This window comes from Bacteroides sp. ET489 (assembly GCF_030518095.1).
GTDB classification, from domain to species: Bacteria; Bacteroidota; Bacteroidia; order Bacteroidales; family Bacteroidaceae; genus Bacteroides; species Bacteroides ndongoniae.
The window spans coordinates 1-17,703 of record NZ_JAULLJ010000050.1 but is presented as its reverse complement, the minus strand read 5'-3'; the positions used below and the strand labels follow the sequence as shown (position 1 = coordinate 17,703).

The 17,703-nt window shown below is 46.1% G+C and carries 15 protein-coding genes and 1 other RNA gene; 6 read left to right on the top strand and 10 right to left on the bottom strand.

Translation table 11 applies throughout. The features are described from left to right. The first annotated feature begins 75 nt into the window (after positions 1-75). From Q3C19_RS16685 to Q3C19_RS16665, 5 genes are all read left to right on the top strand, one after another. Positions 76-396: a hypothetical protein gene (locus tag Q3C19_RS16685; RefSeq protein WP_302730834.1), complete on the top strand. Its 321-nt coding sequence runs from the start codon at positions 76-78 to the stop codon at positions 394-396. Continuing rightward, positions 396-887 (top strand): hypothetical protein, encoded by a 492-nt coding sequence (locus Q3C19_RS16680; RefSeq protein WP_302730832.1) that lies wholly within the window; start codon positions 396-398, stop codon positions 885-887. Before Q3C19_RS16685 ends, Q3C19_RS16680 begins: the two co-directional genes overlap by 1 nt. Before the next feature lie 104 nt (positions 888-991). Continuing rightward, positions 992-1,564, top strand: coding sequence for an N-acetylmuramoyl-L-alanine amidase (locus Q3C19_RS16675; protein ID WP_302730830.1), 573 nt, complete (start codon positions 992-994; stop codon positions 1,562-1,564). 127 nt (positions 1,565-1,691) lie between these two features. Further along, positions 1,692-2,159: a hypothetical protein gene (locus tag Q3C19_RS16670; RefSeq protein WP_302730828.1), complete on the top strand. Its 468-nt coding sequence runs from the start codon at positions 1,692-1,694 to the stop codon at positions 2,157-2,159. A gap of 158 nt (positions 2,160-2,317) precedes the next feature. Continuing rightward, positions 2,318-3,265 (top strand): hypothetical protein, encoded by a 948-nt coding sequence (locus Q3C19_RS16665; protein ID WP_302730826.1) that lies wholly within the window; start codon positions 2,318-2,320, stop codon positions 3,263-3,265. A 24-nt stretch (positions 3,266-3,289) separates the two neighbouring features. Here Q3C19_RS16665 and Q3C19_RS16660 read toward each other — a convergent pair whose 3' ends face one another. The 4 genes from Q3C19_RS16660 to ssrA form a co-directional block, all read right to left on the bottom strand. Beyond that, positions 3,290-4,522 (bottom strand): Y-family DNA polymerase, encoded by a 1,233-nt coding sequence (locus tag Q3C19_RS16660; RefSeq protein WP_302730836.1) that lies wholly within the window; start codon positions 4,520-4,522, stop codon positions 3,290-3,292. A 13-nt stretch (positions 4,523-4,535) separates the two neighbouring features. Further along, on the bottom strand, positions 4,536-4,979 hold the full coding sequence (locus Q3C19_RS16655) for a LexA family transcriptional regulator (RefSeq protein ID WP_302730824.1): 444 nt from the start codon (positions 4,977-4,979) through the stop codon (positions 4,536-4,538). 22 nt (positions 4,980-5,001) lie between these two features. After that, positions 5,002-6,210, bottom strand: coding sequence for a site-specific integrase (locus Q3C19_RS16650; protein WP_277121566.1), 1,209 nt, complete (start codon positions 6,208-6,210; stop codon positions 5,002-5,004). A gap of 125 nt (positions 6,211-6,335) precedes the next feature. Further along, positions 6,336-6,734: a transfer-messenger RNA gene (gene ssrA, locus Q3C19_RS16645) on the bottom strand. 220 nt (positions 6,735-6,954) lie between these two features. Between ssrA and Q3C19_RS16640 the strand changes: the two genes are divergently transcribed. Then, positions 6,955-9,783: a beta-glucosidase gene (locus Q3C19_RS16640; RefSeq protein ID WP_302730822.1), complete on the top strand. Its 2,829-nt coding sequence runs from the start codon at positions 6,955-6,957 to the stop codon at positions 9,781-9,783. Positions 9,784-10,009: 226 nt separating this feature from the next. Here the strand turns inward: Q3C19_RS16640 and hisB are convergent, their stop codons facing one another. The 6 genes from hisB to Q3C19_RS16610 form a co-directional block, all read right to left on the bottom strand. Next, on the bottom strand, positions 10,010-11,161 hold the full coding sequence (gene hisB, locus Q3C19_RS16635) for a bifunctional histidinol-phosphatase/imidazoleglycerol-phosphate dehydratase HisB (protein WP_302730820.1): 1,152 nt from the start codon (positions 11,159-11,161) through the stop codon (positions 10,010-10,012). Positions 11,162-11,165: 4 nt separating this feature from the next. Further along, on the bottom strand, positions 11,166-12,203 hold the full coding sequence (hisC, locus tag Q3C19_RS16630; RefSeq protein WP_022163279.1) for a histidinol-phosphate transaminase: 1,038 nt from the start codon (positions 12,201-12,203) through the stop codon (positions 11,166-11,168). A gap of 16 nt (positions 12,204-12,219) precedes the next feature. Then, on the bottom strand, positions 12,220-13,503 hold the full coding sequence (hisD, locus tag Q3C19_RS16625; protein ID WP_302730817.1) for a histidinol dehydrogenase: 1,284 nt from the start codon (positions 13,501-13,503) through the stop codon (positions 12,220-12,222). A 12-nt stretch (positions 13,504-13,515) separates the two neighbouring features. Next, a complete protein-coding gene (hisG, locus tag Q3C19_RS16620; RefSeq protein ID WP_071149924.1) occupies positions 13,516-14,370 on the bottom strand; it encodes an ATP phosphoribosyltransferase in 855 nt (284 codons plus the stop codon). 334 nt (positions 14,371-14,704) lie between these two features. Next, complete coding sequence (locus Q3C19_RS16615) at positions 14,705-15,196, bottom strand: PaaI family thioesterase (protein ID WP_071149925.1); 492 nt, start codon at positions 15,194-15,196, stop codon at positions 14,705-14,707. A 132-nt stretch (positions 15,197-15,328) separates the two neighbouring features. Beyond that, positions 15,329-17,491 carry a glycoside hydrolase family 97 protein gene (locus tag Q3C19_RS16610; protein ID WP_071149926.1) on the bottom strand — a complete coding sequence of 721 codons (2,163 nt, stop codon included), beginning with the start codon at positions 17,489-17,491 and terminating at the stop codon, positions 15,329-15,331. Positions 17,492-17,703: the final 212 nt, after the last annotated feature.

Below are 17,703 nucleotides of genomic sequence, written 5' to 3'. Positions count from 1 at the left end.
TTGATTTTCATGTGTGCCGCACTTCTGATGTGCGTAGTGAGTGTTTTCGCGGCTCAAACCGCAGGTAGTGAATCTGTGACGTCTGACTTCCTCGACGGCTTCAAGAGCTTTGTCGGGTTGGCCACGGTTGTGGTTCCGGCTGTTGTGGGCTTCATCGCAGGAAAACTGCAGAACCCTATGAACCGTTGGGTTAGCATGTGGGTAACAGCACTCGTCGGCGTGGTTGTTACTTTATTCAGCTGGTGGATGGACTTAGGCTTTCCGCCGTCGGATGCGAGCAGCTGGATCGTGGTGATTGACGCATTGTTCGTGGCACTGGCATCTACTGGTATTGTATCAGTAGTTACTTCGGAATGGCTTGCCAAGTTGTTCGGTGGTAAAGTTAAGAAGGAGTAATGGAGAAGCTCCTTCACACCATAGCCCCGCAGCTGGCAGTTGCCGGGGCTTACTCTTTTATCGGAGAGATCAAGGGTGTTGTATTCGAACTTCGCTGGATGCTGGTGTTCATCGTCGTGATGATCATCGCAGACTTCGTTCTCGGAATTATCGACAGCGTGGTCAAGAGGGGAGAGGATTTCCGGTTTAGTCGGGCTGGCCGACGGACGATGTGCAAGTTTATTGAGTACAACAGCTATCTGGTTCTTGGATTCATGCTGGGCATCGCTATCCTGCAGCCGGTTGGTATCTGTTCTTATACAATCTCCGCCATGTGCGGCCTTGGGTTGGCTATCGTGTTTGAGTTTGACAGCATTATGGATCATGTCTGTAACATTCACGGAATCAAGAATAAGGTGTCGATTAAGAGGTTGCTGGTTGGGTATATCAAAAAGAAGTATGCGTCAGCCGGTGAGATTATCGAGGAAGTCACGAAGGATGAGAAAAAATGATGGAGCCCGCCTCACGGCGAACTCCAACTTGTACTAAAATCTAATTTAGTACATATCTAATACTATGAAAAATATGCCCCAAAAGTAATAAATATAATTGTATTATGAAAATATTAATTGATAATGGCCATGGGAGTAATACCGCCGGGAAGCGTTCTCCCGACGGCAGATTGCTGGAATACGCCTACACCCGTGAGATTGCAGAACGCCTTGTGATCGAACTCCGCAAGCGTGGCCTTGATGCAGAACGCATCGTGAGAGAAGAGATTGATGTGCCGCTGGCCGAGCGGTGCAAACGAGTGAATGAATACAAGGCAAGTGAAGCGATTCTGATTTCCATCCACTGCAATGCTGCAGGTAACGGATCGGAGTGGATGAGTGCACGAGGCTGGGAGGCGTGGACATCTGTTGGCAAGACGAAGGCCGATAAGCTGGCGACCTGCCTATATAATGCTGCTGAACGGGTCGGCTTCAAGCTTCGCAAAGACGAGAGTGATGGCGATCCTGACAAGGAAGGACATCTCTATATCCTGAAGAACACCAAGTGCCCGGCTGTGTTGACGGAGAATCTTTTCCAAGACAACAAGGAGGATGTGGACTACTTACTATCAGAGGAGGGAAAGAAGGCGATTGTCGAATTGCATGTACAAGGTATATGCGAATACTTGGGCGTATGATGTGGCCGACTGATAGCTCCATGATCATTTTCGTGACCTCACGAAAATGGTAGGATGAACGGTGCTTGCAACATTAGCGAATAGTGTTGCAAGTATATATAATAATGTAGAAAGTAAAGTTGCAAGTATGAAATGGATTTATTGTATTATACTGATAACTGCTCTTTGGTCATGTAGGAGCGTGAAGTATGTACCTGTTGAGAGTACTGCAGACAGCATAGTTGTAGAGAAGCTGGTTGAAGTTCAGTTGCCACCTGACAGTGCTACCATCCGTGCCCTGCTGGAGTGTGATGAGAATGGGAAGGTAGTTCTTTCGTGGTTGGACATCGCAAACAGCAGGAACGCAAAGGCCCAGCTAACCATTGACAGCCTCGGCAACCTGCTGGCGAAGATGAAGACGCAGCCCGATACAATCTACAAGCCATCCAAGGAAGTGACGGTCACCAAGGAAGTAAGGGTGCCGTATCCAGTCGAAAAAGAGTTAACCCGCTGGCAACAGATGAAGCTGGAACTTGGTGGATGGGCGTTCGGGATAATAATTACGGCGGCATTGATAATTGCTGGGTGGTTTGTATATAAGTTACGAAAAAAATAGTATTTTTGCCCAAGAACAGAGGTTCAAACTAAGATTAACAAATGTTTCCCCGACAGTTTTTTTGCTGTCGGGGATTTTTAATGACCGATTCATTTGTTATGAAATAAAGCTATATTCTACTAATTATTTATATTTGTAATTATTTAATTTTAGAGAATATGGAAATAAATGAGATTTATAAAAACGTTTTGAGTCTGTTTTATGAGTACAGATATAAGAATTACATTGAAAGCTTGTCATTTTTATATGGAAAGTATTATGAATTGTTGAAAAACGAAGATAAGGAACTTGCAGAGAAAGTATTATTATGTTCAAAAAATATTCTTTCGTATATAAAAGGGGAAATAAACGGAAATGAACTTTTTATTGAAAATGTACATTTTCCTAGTATTATAATACGGCATAGAGAAGTTTTTTTTCGTTCCAGAACTATTGCTAAAACCGATAAGAATTATACGGCGCAAAATATGTTTCATATTCCATTAGGATATAATAAAACGCAATCAGGTCGGTTTGATGATAATAATAGGATTTGCCTTTATCTCTGTAAGTCTTGTTTTAGTTGTTTCTCCGAAGTTGCTCCCGAAGAAGGAAAAGACCTTATGATTTCTCTATTTGAATTTATTCACACAGATATCTCACAGATAGTGGATTTTAGATTGAGGTCAGAAATTGATTTTATTAAATCGAAAGATAAGAAGAATTATCTACTTTGCCTACCATATATTTTAGCATGTATGTTTATAAAGAGAGGTACTTTAGAATATAAATTTTCTCAGTATGTTATGTCTGCATTGGATTATATGGATGAAAGATTACAGATAAAACATGGAGGACATAAAATTAATGTTTATACACCTTATATTGGTTTATCTTATACTTCTGTTTATTTTGATAATGAAGTTATGAGAATAGAAAATAATGAACAGATATATGACAATTATGTGTTTTTAGCCAAATATGGAAAAGAAAATACTGGAACCAGTAAGTTATTAAGTGACATGTTTACCGTAACAGATCCATTAAGATGTCAATGGAACCAAAAAAGTGATTATAAGGGAATAGAGGAAAAGTTAAAAAAGAAGGAATTATTCGTGATTCAATGAATCTTAAATGACAATTAAAATTTTCTATTTACAGTTTATTTCAATAATCTCCCCAAGATCCGTCGTGTAATGCTTTGATAGCTGCTCTTGCTTTAGCTTCCAGCCAGTACCCTGACCTTGCACCGCCAACTTGACGGAATGTCCATGCTTTCCGTTGATACTGTCAATGGCATTCATCAGTCGCTCCCGTTTGTCCCGATCCATTGTGTCGAACAGGTTATGCTGGACATTGTATGTGATTTCCGTGATGATCACTCCAGCCTTCTTATACTGGTAGCCTGTTCTGAAGATGCTTCTCAATCCAGACAGGGCGTAGTGAACAATCTCCAGCGTGTCATCCGTTGGCACCGGAAGATTAACCGAAACGCTTTTCCAATACTGGGGCAGATCCTCCCGGAAGCGGTTAGTCAGAATGAAAACCATGAGCGACACAGCATAGCCTTTCTGCTCCCTGAGCTTCTTGGCGCAAGTGGCAGCGAAGGTAGATACTGCTTCATCCATCTGCTCGATGTTATCGATCATTGTCCCGAAACTACGTGAGGTGCAAATCTGCTTACGCTGCGTGATGTTTTCCGTGATGCAGGATATTCCCTGAAGTTCTTTCCAGGTACGTTCACCTACTACTGTCATATACTTGCGCACCCATGAGCCGGGCAACTGGGTAAAATCGTAGGCGGTCTTCACGCTTTCCTTCTCCAGCTTTGCAGCCTGTCTCCGGCCAATGCCCCATACGTCACCAATGGAAAACAGGCGCAGGGCCTTCTCCAGTTTCTCTTCCGTGTCGATGCAGCAAACACGCTTGTATGCGGGGTATTTCTTAGCGAACTTGTTGGCCATCTTCGCCAAGGTACGGGTCGGCGCTATGCCCAAACTGACGGGGATGCCGGTTCCTTTATATACCTTATTAACTATATTAGTTCCCAGGCTCTGATAATCGGTGATGCCATCCAGGTTCACGAATGCCTCGTCGATGGAATAGACTTCGATTTCCGGTACCAAAGAGGACAGGATGGACATGACCCGTGACGACATATCCCCGTATAACGTATAGTTCGAAGAAAAGACTGCAATGCCGTGTTTCTCTACCAGCTCACGTATCTGGTAAGCCGGTGCACCCATCGGGATGCCCAGTGCCTTAGCCTCATTGGAGCGAGCGATGACACATCCGTCGTTGTTTGAGAGCACAACCACGGGCCGCCCATTCAGCGATGGGTCGAACACCCGCTCGCAAGAGGCATAGAAGTTATTACAGTCCATCAGGCCAAACATATTACCTCCTTCTGCGGTTTTTCTTTATAGTATAGGTAACGATACCCCAAACCATGAAATCATTGTCGGCTGTCACCTTGATACGTGGGTAATCAGGATTTGACGGCACTAACCAAACGATGTCACCTTCGATTGACACGCGCTTTACCGTAAACTCACCATCAACGTAGCATACGGCCAAGTCGCCCTCAATCAGCTCAAGAGATTTGTCGATGACGAGAATATCGCCTTCTTCGATGCCTTCGTCTTTCATGCTATCACCGACCACCCGGCCGTAAAATGTGCTGGAGGGATGCTTGATAAGCTCCTTATTCAGATCGATGGCTTGCTCCATGTAGTCTTGGGCAGGTGAAGGGAAGCCAGCACGGATACCCTCGTCAGCGTAAGGTAACGGTAACGACGTGGATAAGTCCACAAGATGTATTTCGATGTTCCTTTTTTTCATATCAACAAATGTAGGAATATTATCAAATATCCGGGAAGTGATTTTTGATTTTATCACTTTTCACCGCAAAATTCTTGCGTATATAATGTTCTGTAGTATCAATAGATTTATGTCGGAAGTGACGCTGAAGTTCCCAGGTATCAATGCCGGCATTCACTAACGCTACACCGCCGGTGTACTTGAAACTATATAGCTTATAATCCTGAGAAAGACCCAACTTATCTCGTAACAGATTGAAATGGTTACGAAAGTAGTTCTTACCGAGCGGTCTATCACCTGGAGTACCTGAAGCAGAAAAAAGATACAATCCACGTTCTGCTTCAGCATAACCTTCTTTTCTAAGCTGTCGGACTAATTGTGCAGGCATAACAACAGTCTCCCCTTCCCTATTCTTACTTACATCCTTCGGTACGCGAATAGTTTCACTATTGAAATCGAGGTCACCAACCTTCAGAAGCCTACATTCACCAGGGCGAATAGCACAATAATATTGCAACAAACACACTATCCAAAGTTGACGATCGTACTTACGCATGGCTGACATCAGCAATCGTCGGTCGTCATCAGGAATAGGTTTGGCTGCCTCGTCCACTACCTTTCCGAGTTTTGGTATAGCAATTACCGGATTAACTTCAATACAGCCCACATCTTTCATCAAGTAGTCGAAAAAAGAATGTAGGATCTGCGCATACTTTTGCATTGTCAGCCTACTCAGCCCATTCGCAGTAGCAATATCCCTAAGGAAATCCTGTATATGACCGGTCGTAACGCGTGATACATGTAGCTGATCAACCTTGTTATGTTCGGACCACTCGCAAAAAATACGCATCTTTGATTGATATGTCTGAAACGACTTCTTACTGACACTGGCCTTCTTAAGTTCCAAGAAATCGGATAAATGCTTTCGGATGTTTACCACACCATCGCGTTCATTGCCCCAACGCTGTGCGACATTATTCATCAGAATATTGTCAACGTATGTACTTTTCTGCTGATCAAACGGCGACCAACCTGAAACTATTTTCCCGCTCAGTTCCTGGATAATCCGTTCAGCATGCTTATACCGTTCTTCAGCTGAGTACAGTTTAGAAAAACCGCTATACTCTCTAAAACGTTTCATTGCGCCCGTATAAGGGTCTCGCAACGAATATTCGACAAACCAATTCTTATTCATATCACCGCCAGCATCTACCAAGTGCGGCAACACAACAACTGCTTTTTTTCTTCCCATGTTTTCTGATTTTAATCTGATTACTTGATTGACGATTTATGAGCCAGACAAAAACAGACAATTATATATGAAAAATAGACAGTTATCAATAAAAAAACCACTGGAAATCAGTGGTTTAAAAATTTACGTGGAGCTGGAGGGAATCGAACCCTCGTCCAAACGAGGAAATCATAAGCTTTCTACATGCTTATCTTTGCCTAAATTTTCGTGCAACGGCAGAACCAAAGCCATCAACCGCTGCCTTATCCTCTAAAACTTCATTTACAGTGCGAGGCCACCGCAAACTATCCCCGATGTAGCTGCACCACTTGACCGGAATGCTTCGGAGCAACAGCTTCCGAGTGATGTCCCGTCCCAGTACCTTGTACCGGGATTAAGCTTCAATCTACTGTACTTCGATTAAGCAGCGAGAGCGTAATTGTTTTCGCCAGATAAAATTTTGAGGACTGAGATTTAAGTGCCAATCGACGACGCACTGCATGCTTACCTACCATTTCTGCCCGCTGTCAAATCCAGTCAACCCCATGACTTTTTCATGCTTTTCAGCGTTCAGGGCGCAAATATACGGATTATTTTTAAAAAGCCATGCAAACATCCGCCAATAACCACGAAAAAACAAAGAACTCATCTCCCACTGAATGAAAAGTGACACAATATGTATCTTTTTACCACCCGCCGACAACCCTAACCACTATTTTTGCACTACAATTATTCATCAACTACCTTTACTAACAGAAAAGAACCATGAACAAACTATTCATTGCTACCCTACTGCTAAGTAGCGGCACTTTCCTGTCGGGTCAGACGCTGCCCCGCATCCCTGCAACATACAAACCGTCGAAAAGCGCAATGTATCATCGAGGTTGGATCGACTTCAACAAGAACGGCGTAAAGGACGTCTATGAAGACCCTACCGCCCCTGTCGATGCCCGCGTCGAAGACCTGCTCAGCCAGATGACGCTGGAAGAAAAGACCTGCCAGATGGTAACCCTCTACGGCTACAAGCGGGTGCTGAAAGACGACCTGCCTACAGCCGAGTGGAAACAATCGCTTTGGAAGGACGGCATCGGTGCCATCGACGAACACCTGAACGGCTTTCAGCAATGGGGGCTTCCACCGTCGGACAATCCTTACGTTTGGCCCGCTTCAAGACACGCCTGGGCTCTGAACGAAGTGCAACGTTTCTTTGTAGAAGAGACGCGGCTGGGCATCCCTACCGACTTCACCAACGAAGGCATCCGTGGTATCGAAAGTTTCCGTGCCACCAACTTCCCCACTCAGCTGGGCTTGGGACATACGTGGAACCGCAAACTGATTCACCAGGTAGGACTCATCACCGGACACGAAGCACGCATGCTGGGTTATACCAATGTATATGCTCCCATCCTCGACGTAGGCCGTGACCAGAGATGGGGACGCTACGAAGAAGTATATGGCGAATCACCCTATTTAGTAGCCGAACTGGGCATTGAAATGGTACGCGGACTGCAGCACAACCACCAGGTGACTTCTACCGGAAAACATTTCGTGGCATACAGCAACAACAAAGGCGCCCGCGAAGGCATGGCGCGCGTCGATCCGCAAATGTCGCCACGCGAAGTAGAGAATGTGCACGTCTATCCCTTCCGCCGTGCCATTCAGGAAGCAGGCATGCTGGGCATCATGAGTTCGTACAACGACTATGACGGTTTCCCCATACAAGGCAGCTACTACTGGCTGACTACCCGCCTGCGTGGTGAAATGGGTTTCCGCGGATACGTCGTGTCCGACAGTGATGCCGTAGAGTACCTTTATACCAAGCACGGCACTGCCAAAGATATGAAAGAAGCTGTACGCCAGAGCGTAGAAGCCGGACTGAATGTACGTTGCACGTTCCGTTCACCCGAATCGTTCGTATACCCCTTGCGCGAACTGGTAAAAGAAGGCGGACTGAGTGAAGAACTGATCAACGACCGTGTACGCGACATCCTGCGGGTAAAATTCCTGGTAGGTTTGTTCGATTCTCCTTATCAGACCGACCTGGCCGGTGCCGACAAAGAAGTGGAAAAAGCCGAAAATGAAGCAGTAGCTCTTCAGGCCTCACGCGAAAGCATCGTATTGCTGAAGAACGAATCGGAACTGCTGCCGCTCGACATCAACCAGGTAAAGCGTATCGCCGTATGTGGTCCGAATGCGGATGAAGAAGGATATGCCCTGACTCATTACGGCCCGCTGGCAGTAGACGTGACCACCGTACTCGAAGGCATACAGGCCAAGGTAAAAGGCCGTGCCGAAGTAGTCTATACCAAAGGTTGCGAACTGGTAGATGCCCACTGGCCGGAAAGCGAACTGATAGACTATCCGCTGACAGCAGAGGAACAAGCCGAAATAGACCGTGCCGTCGAGAATGCACGCCAGTCGGACGTGGCCGTCGTTGTATTAGGCGGTGGCCAACGGACTTGTGGAGAAAACAAGTCGCGCAGCAGCCTCGACCTGCCGGGACGTCAATTGCAACTGCTTCAGGCCGTACAGGCAACAGGCAAACCCGTCGTACTGATTCTGATCAACGGGCGTCCGCTCTCTATCAACTGGGCCGACGAGTTCGTACCGGCCATCCTCGAAGCATGGTACCCCGGTTCCAAGGGAGGAACAGCATTGGCCGACATCCTGTTCGGTGACTACAATCCGGGAGGCAAGCTGACTGTAACCTTCCCCAAAAGCGTCGGACAGATACCTTTCAACTTCCCCTGCAAACCTTCGTCACAGGTTGACGGCGGACAGAACATGGGACTGGACGGCAACATGACCCGTGTAAACGGTGCCCTCTACCCCTTTGGTTATGGTCTGAGCTATACGACATTCGAGTATTCCGACCTCGAAATCTCACCGAAGGTCATTACTCCCAACGAACGCGTACAAGTAAGTCTTAAAGTGACCAATACCGGAAAAAGAGCCGGCGACGAGGTAGTACAGCTCTATACGCGCGATGTCATCAGTTCTGTTACTACTTACGAGAAGAATCTGGCCGGATTCGAACGCATCCACCTTCGTCCGGGCGAAACACAAACGGTGACGTTTACCCTCGACCGCAAGCACCTTGAGCTGCTGAATGCTGATATGAAGTGGGTAGTAGAACCGGGCGAATTCAGCATCATGGCAGGAGCCTCATCCGAAGACATCCGCCTGAGTGGAGTGCTTCAGGTAGAAGATTATGCAACCCGCCTGCAAGCCATCGAAGCACAAAAGCCACAAAGCCCCGTCACAGCAAGCACCAACTCGGAAAGCGCAAGTCTGGTACTGGACGGCAAAGCCGACACTTCATGGCAAGGGAATAAGGGGGACTACATCACCCTGGCTTTGGACGGTTCTCCACACGTAGAAAAAGTGGATATTACATTCGTCCGCGAGAACAACCTTCCGGCCGAATTTGAGATACAGTTGTCGGGCGGAGGCGGACAATTCCTCACGGTATATTCGGGCACCGTAAGCGAATATGGCAAAGCTATCACTTACAAGTTCAAAGGAAGTACCGCGAGCGATCTGCGCATCGTATTGAAAGATGACCGGGTAGGCGTAGCAGAAATAAAGCTGTAACAGGTACCCTGTCAGAAATATACTAAAACGTAAATTGGCACAAACTGACGCAAACCATTTCTACTGAATGTCTGCGTCAGTTTGTGCCAATTGTATTTTAATATAACAGTACTATAACTGCTTTTGAGAAACACTTGCACGGCTCACGATAAACACTTGTATGGCTCGCGAGAGACACTTGCACGGCTCGCGAGAAACACAAGTGTGGTTCACAGCACCAGCATTCCTACAATACACCCTTCGAACTGGGCAATTCGAAATGATAGATGTCACGCTTCACAGCCATCTTCAGCGCACGGGCCAATGCCTTGAAGATGCCTTCTATCTTGTGATGCTCGTTCTGTCCTTCGGCTTTGATGTTCAAGTTCATGCGGGCAGCATCGCTCAACGACTTGAAGAAGTGGAGAAACATTTCCGTGGGCATCTCGCCTATCTTTTCACGGTGGAACTCGGCATCCCAAACTAACCAGGGACGTCCGCCAAAGTCCAGACAAACCTGACACAAGCAATCGTCCATCGGCAAAGCATAGCCGTAGCGTTCAATTCCACGCTTGCTGCCCAAAGCCTGATACAGACATTCGCCCAAAGCCAGTGCCGTATCCTCGATGGTGTGGTGTTCATCGACTTCCAGATCGCCCTTCACATGAATGGTCAGGTCCATTCCTCCATGCTTGCCTATCTGCTCCAGCATGTGGTTGAAGAAGCCTAAGCCGGTATCAATATCACACTTTCCGTCACCATCCAAGTTGACTGCCACGTAAATGTCGGTCTCCTTCGTCGTACGACGGACTTCTGCCCTGCGTTCGCCGGCAAAGAGGAACTCGGCAACCTTATCCCAGTCTGTCGTGGCCAATGCACACACTTGCAGAAGTCCTTCGCAAGCAGCCTGTCCGCCTTCTGCTACAGGCTTCAAGAGTTGTACGTTGTCGTTCAAAAATATAGCACGGCAACCCAGATTCTTAGCCAATTCCACATCGGTCGGACGATCGCCTATCACAAAACTGTTCGCCAAGTCGTATTCTGGATTGTGAAGATACTTTTCCAACATCCCTGTACGCGGCTTCCGGGTGGGTGCATTGTCGGCAGGCATACTTCGGTCAATGCAGACTTCATCGAACGTGATACCTTCGCCAGCTAGCGTTTTCATCATCAGGTTATGAGCCGGCCAGAAAGTCTCTTCAGGAAACGAAGCGGTGCCCAGTCCATCCTGATTGGTCACCATGACAAACTCAAAGTCAAGCTTACTGCGTATGAAACCCAAATTGCGCATCACCTTGGGGTAAAACTCCAGCTTCTCCAACGAATCCAGCTGATAATCGACTGGCGGCTCGATAACCAGCGTACCGTCGCGGTCAATAAAAAGAACTTTTTTCATCATCTGCTCACGAAAAGTTTTTCAATGCTTCTATCAGTTTGTTATTCTCAATCCGGGTGCCGACCGTCACGCGCAGACAGTTTCCGCACAACGTCACCGAATGACGGTTGCGCACGATGATGCCCTGCCCTACCAGATAATTGTATATCTTGACGGCATCTGTCACCCGCACCAAGAAGAAGTTGGCATTCGACGGATACATCTTGACCGTACAAGGCAACTTGGCAAACGCTGCCTCCAGGTATCCACGTTCTTCTTTCAAGGTCCGCACCCAACGCTCTACTTCGTAATAACGGTGCAGCATCTCAATGGCCTGTTTCTGTGTCAGGAGGTTGACATTATATGGATACTTTATCTTGTTGAACACGGCAATAATCTGAGGAGAAGCGAAAGCCATTCCGAGTCGGATAGCCGCACATCCCCAGGCTTTGGAGAACGTCTGCAGGACAATAAGATTGGGATATTTCTCCAGCTCGGTAAGGAAAGATGGCACTTCGGAAAAGTCGTTGTAGGCCTCATCCAAAACGACCAGCCCCTGAAAAGACGAAAGCAGCTTTTCTATTTCTGCACGCGGCAAATCATTGCCTGTAGGATTGTTGGGAGAACATAGAAAGATAACTTTCGTGTGCTCGTCGGCAGCAGCCAGCAGCTTGTCGGCCGAAAAGCAGAATTGTTCATCCAGCAACACCTTCCGATACTCTACATCGTTGACCTCAGCACATACCTGATACATGCCGTAAGTTGGGTCGATCGCCACAACGTTGTCTATACGGGGCTCGCAAAAGGCACGGAATACCAAGTCGATAGCTTCGTCACTGCCATTCCCCAGAAAGATATGATCGGCGCCAACTTTCTTTACTTTAGCTAATTCGTTTTTCAGTTCGCATTGCAAAGGATCTGGATAACGGTTGTGAGGACCGTTATAGGGATTCTCATTGGCATCCAAAAAAACAGAAGCCTCTACTCCCTTATATTCATCGCGTGCCGAAGAATAAGGCTTCAAGCGCCAAATGTTCGGACGGGTCAGTTCCTGTATTGTTTTCATGATTAGTCGTTTTAAGTTATTGTAAGGCTTTCAATCTCACGGTTATCGCATTCTTATGTGCATCCAAATGCTCATTGGCTGCCATGACTTCAATGGCCGGACCGATATGGCGAATGCCTTCCGGCTGAATCTCCTGGAAAGTAATCTTACGGATAAAACTGTCGAGGCTCACCCCGCTATAAGCCTTGGCATAGCCATTGGTAGGCAACGTGTGATTGGTACCCGAAGCATAATCGCCCGCACTCTCGGGAGAAAGGTGACCAAGAAATACGGAACCGGCATTCACCACCCGCTCGGCAACCGACAGATAATCGGCCGTCTCTACAATCAGGTGCTCGGGGGCATAGGCATTGGTCAGTTCGATGGCTTCGTCCAGACTGCGTACCACAATCAGCTTACTGTTGGCAAGCGACTTGCTGGCAATCTCCTTACGGGGCAGAAGTTCAAGCTGTCGCTCTACTTCGGCCTTGACGGCTTGTTGTAACGACTCGGAAGTGGTAATCAACATAGCCTGGCTGTCTACTCCATGCTCAGCCTGACTCAACAAATCGGCGGCAACAAAAGCCGGATTGGCTGTTTCGTCGGCCAGCACCTCTACTTCGGACGGACCGGCAGGCATATCAATAGCCACATCGCGCAGGCTGACCAGCTGTTTGGCTGCCGTGACGTACTGATTACCAGGACCAAATATTTTGTATACTCGTGGCACACTCTCCGTACCATAAGCCATAGAAGCAATGGCCTGTATTCCACCAGCCTTGAAGATACGACTTACGCCTGCTACCTTGGCGGCAAAAAGTACGGCCGGATGTACCTTGCCGTCACGTCCCGGAGGGGTACAAAGCACAATTTCTCCACAACCTGCAATCTTGGCCGGCACAGCCAGCATCAGTACGGTAGAAAACAAGGGAGCCGTACCACCGGGAATATAAAGACCAACCTTTTCAATGGGCACTGCCTTTTGCCAGCAGGTTACTCCTGCACTGGTTGTCACTTTCTTACCCTCAAAGCGTTGCGCAGCATGGAAAGTCTCTATGTTTTGTTTAGCCAAGCGGATGGCCTGTTTCAGTTCTTCGCCAATCAGGCTGTCCGCTTCGGCCCACTCTTCTTCGGTAACAGCAAGCGAAGCAAGTTGCACTTTGTCAAACTGCTCTTCATAAGCCAGGACAGCACGATCGCCTTCGTCCTTCACTCGATTAATGACGCTTCGTACCGTGTCAAACAAGTCCTCGGTATTCATAACCGGACGTTTCAGCAAATCGGCCCATTGAGCCTTATCTGGATATGTAACAAGAATCATAGTAATAAACGGTTAAATAATCATTTTTTCTATCGGCAACACCAGGATACCCTCAGCTCCCAATGCTTTCAGCTTGCCAATAATTTCCCAAAAGCACTGTTCATCAAGTACCGTATGTACAGAGCACCATCCTTTTTGTGCCAACGGCATTACCGTCGGACTTTTCATTCCCGGCAGTACGGCAACGATTTCCTTCAGTTTCTCTTCTGGCACATTCATCAGTACATATTTCTTATCTTCTGCCGTACGCACTGCATCCATACGGAAAAGCAGTTCGCGAAGAATTTCTTGTTTCTCCGGACAGAGATTCTTGTTGCCAATCAGTAGCGCTTCGGATTTCATTACCACTTCTACTTCTTTCAAGCGGTTACTTACCAATGTCGAACCTGAACTGACAATATCGAAAATCGCATCGGCCAAACCGATACCCGGCGAAACCTCTACCGATCCGGTGATGACATGAACTTCGGCATTCACTCCCTGTTCTTTCAAAAAGTTCGACAAGATGCCGGGATACGATGTAGCTATCTTCTTCCCCTCGAACCACTGAATGCCCGAATACTCAATGTCCTTCGGCATAGCCAATGACAAACGGCATTTACTGAACCCCAGACGTTTGATGATTTCAGCATCTTCGCCTTTCTCCATAAATTCATTTTCACCAACGATACCTATATCGGCTACTCCGGTTGCCACGGTCTGTGGTATGTCGTCGTCGCGCAAGAACAACACTTCCACAGGGAAATTAGTCGATTGTACCAACAGGGTACGCTTTGTCGCACTAAGTTTTATATCCGACTCTTCAAGAAATGACATGGTCTCGTCATAAAGACGCCCCTTGGCCTGCACTGCAATTCTTAGTAACATAACTTCATCTAACTGTTTATATATTAGTATTCATGATTATTATTTCTCAAACAATAAATCAGGTAAATACAAATAAAAAACGAGACCTACCCCATATCCGGTAAGCCTCGTTCATTTATGTCTTTTTTACATTACACATACACTCATTCGCCCACCGAATTATTCGCCAGGATGATGATGGTGATGATGTGTAATGACTGTTCTCATGCTCTTTCTTTATTGTTACAGCGACAAAAATAAAGTATTCGTTTGTAATATCCAAAGATTTATCACAAAATATTCCGTTTACCTATCACTTTTTCACCATGCAAAAACAAAAATGCTACAAAAGACATCAAACCAAAGGTAAAATCTCCTCCGACTCAACATCACAATGATGGAAATGCATCTCTTGTTCAGCTTTCTCACGCGGAAAAGTGAAATAAGTACAGATAGCTTCTGTACAGAGTTCACCGGCACTGTTGTACAAACGAGCTTCGATGACAGCTAGGTTTCTTTTCTGTTCGCGCAATGAAGCACGCAACACGACATGTGTATCATTTGTTGAGATAGACTTCCGGAAACGTGTTTCCATTTTCGAAGTCACACCGCCTGTCTGCAATTTACGAAATACGACCCAACCGCAGATCTCGTCAAGCAACACTGACTGGATGCCACCATGCAACGTATTCAGCCATCCCTGATACTCGGGACGAGGTTTCCATACACTAACTATCTCGTCACCGTCTTCATAAAACACCATTCTCACTCCAGCTTCATTATCAGGCGAACAGCCAAAACAATTATAGCCTTCCATATCTTTCCATGGATTGATAATCTTTCTCATAGCCTCTATTTTTATGACCTTAGAACTATAAATTATTAATGTAGCAGCGAAGATAAAAAATGTCCCGTAGAAATCATAATCCTACGGGACACAACTAATGCCTAAATCAAACTTCTTTTTACCTTAAGCATGTTATTTCCATTTCTTCACACCTTTGGAATTTTCAGGAGTGGCCTCTATCAGACTTAAAGCAAAACCACCACTTCGTGCTTCTTTGACAGACAGACGGGTTTTAGACGTTACAATTCCCTTCTTTATCTGATATTCGGTCGGATTCTCCTTGTAATCGGCCGTCTTTCCGTCGGCATATAAAGTTGCGACATATTTCTTACCCGGCTCCAGAAAATCAAGAGCAAATGTAGCTGTGCGGGTATTCTCGTCAGTAATACCTCCCACAAACCAGTTACTTGTACCTTTGGCTTTACGTGCGATAGTCAGGTAGTCACCCGGCTCGGCTTCGATGTACTTGCTTTCGTCCCAATCAACCGCCACATCTTTAATGAACTGGAAAGCATCCATGTGCTTCTCGTAATTCTGCACCAAATCGGCAGCCATCTGCAAAGGACTATAGAGCGTTACATAAAGCGCCAGCTGTTTGCACAATGTAGTTTGCACCTGGCCATGTGGCAAATCGCCCATAAACTCCAGTTTAGTATCGAAAATTCCCGGAGTATAATCCATCGGACCGCCAATCAGTCGGGTAAAAGGAAGCAATGTGGTATGGAATGGCTTGCTGCCACCAAAGGCTTCGTACTCGGTTCCGCGTGCCGATTCGTTCCCTATCAGATTAGGATAAGTACGGCACAGACCTGTAGGACGGACAGCCTCGTGAGCATTGACACAAATCTTATATTCGGCAGCTTTCTTCACAGCATAAAGATAATGGTTGTTCATCCACTGTCCGTAATGATGTTCACCACGAGGAATGATGTTGCCTACATAGCCGCTTTTTACTGCATTATAACCATTGTCTACCATAAACTGATAGGCCTGATCCATGTGACGTTCATAATTGCGAACGGAAGAAGAAGTTTCGTGATGCATCATCAGTTTGACTCCCTTACTATGAGCATACTCATTAAGCATCTTCACATCAAAGTCCGGATAAGGTGTGACAAAGTCGAACACATAATCCTTGGAATGTCCGAACCAGTCTTCCCAACCTTCATTCCAACCTTCGACAAGAACCTGGTCCAGTCCGTTTTCTGCAGCGAAATCGATATAGCGTTTCACGTTTTCGTTGGTAGCACCATGACGTCCGTTTGGCTTGGTCTTTTTATAATCAGTCTCACCCAGCTTCACTGAAGGAAGTTCGTCTGTATAAGCCCAGGTACTCTTACCAGCAATCATTTCCCACCATACGCCTACATACTTAACAGGCTTAATCCACGATACATCCTCGTAAGCACAAGGTTCGTTCAGGTTAAGTGTAATACGCGAAGCCAATATGTCGCGGGCATCATCACTGACAATCACTGTACGCCAAGGTGATGTACAAGGAGCTTGCAGATAACCCTTATTTCCTTGCGCATCAGGAGTAAGCCAAGACTCAAAAATGAAATTCTTGTCATCCAGATTAAGATGCATACAAGAGTAATCTACCAAAGCGGCTTCGTGCAGATTGATATACAATCCGTCAGCCGTCTTCAGTTGAAGCGAGGTCTGCACACCTGTAGGAGAAAACGGAGTTTGCGAAGAGTTAGGAGTGATGGCTCCTTCCATCAAACCACGTATTTCCGAAAGTTTAGATTCGGTATAGTCATACTCCTGTGTGTCATAGTCACCGGGAATCCAGAAAGCAGTATGGTCGCCCGTCATGGCAAACTGAGTATGCTCCTCCTTAATCACAAAGTAATTCAGATTTTTCTGTAAAGGAAACTCGTAACGAAAGCCCAAACCATCGTCGAACAGACGGAAACGGATAATGATATTACGTTCCTGTGCCTTCTGATTCAGCGTAACGGCAAGTTCATTGTAATAGTTGCGTATCTGCTTTTCTTCTCCCCAAACGGGTTCCCAAGTTTCATCAAAAGTGGAAGTTTTGGTATCGGTCAGTGTAAAACCATTCATCAGACCGGGATCATCTTTCAACTCCAACCCTAACTTAGAAGGCTTGATGACAACCTTTCCTTTATAAGAAAGTTCATAAACGGGTTCCCCCTGCGCATTTACAGAAAAGTTGAGCTGAAGTTGCCCATTAGGAGAAGTGATACTTTCTGCCATAGCTGCGCTACAAGCAAAAAGCGCAAAGATAAAACAAGCAAATTTCGTACAGATAGTTTTCATGTTTCTCATGTTATATGGTTGATTAATAATTATCATACCACAAAGATAAAAAGGAAAAGACTTTTAAAGAAGAAGGACAAACAGAAAAGACTCAAGAAAGCAATACAAACGTTTGCATACACCCTTCCAGCAGAGAAAATGACATGTCTTTACTACGTATCTATCCGAAATCCACCGTTTTTTGTTTCAGAAAAGTTGCGATCTTAACCCTCATAAAAAAC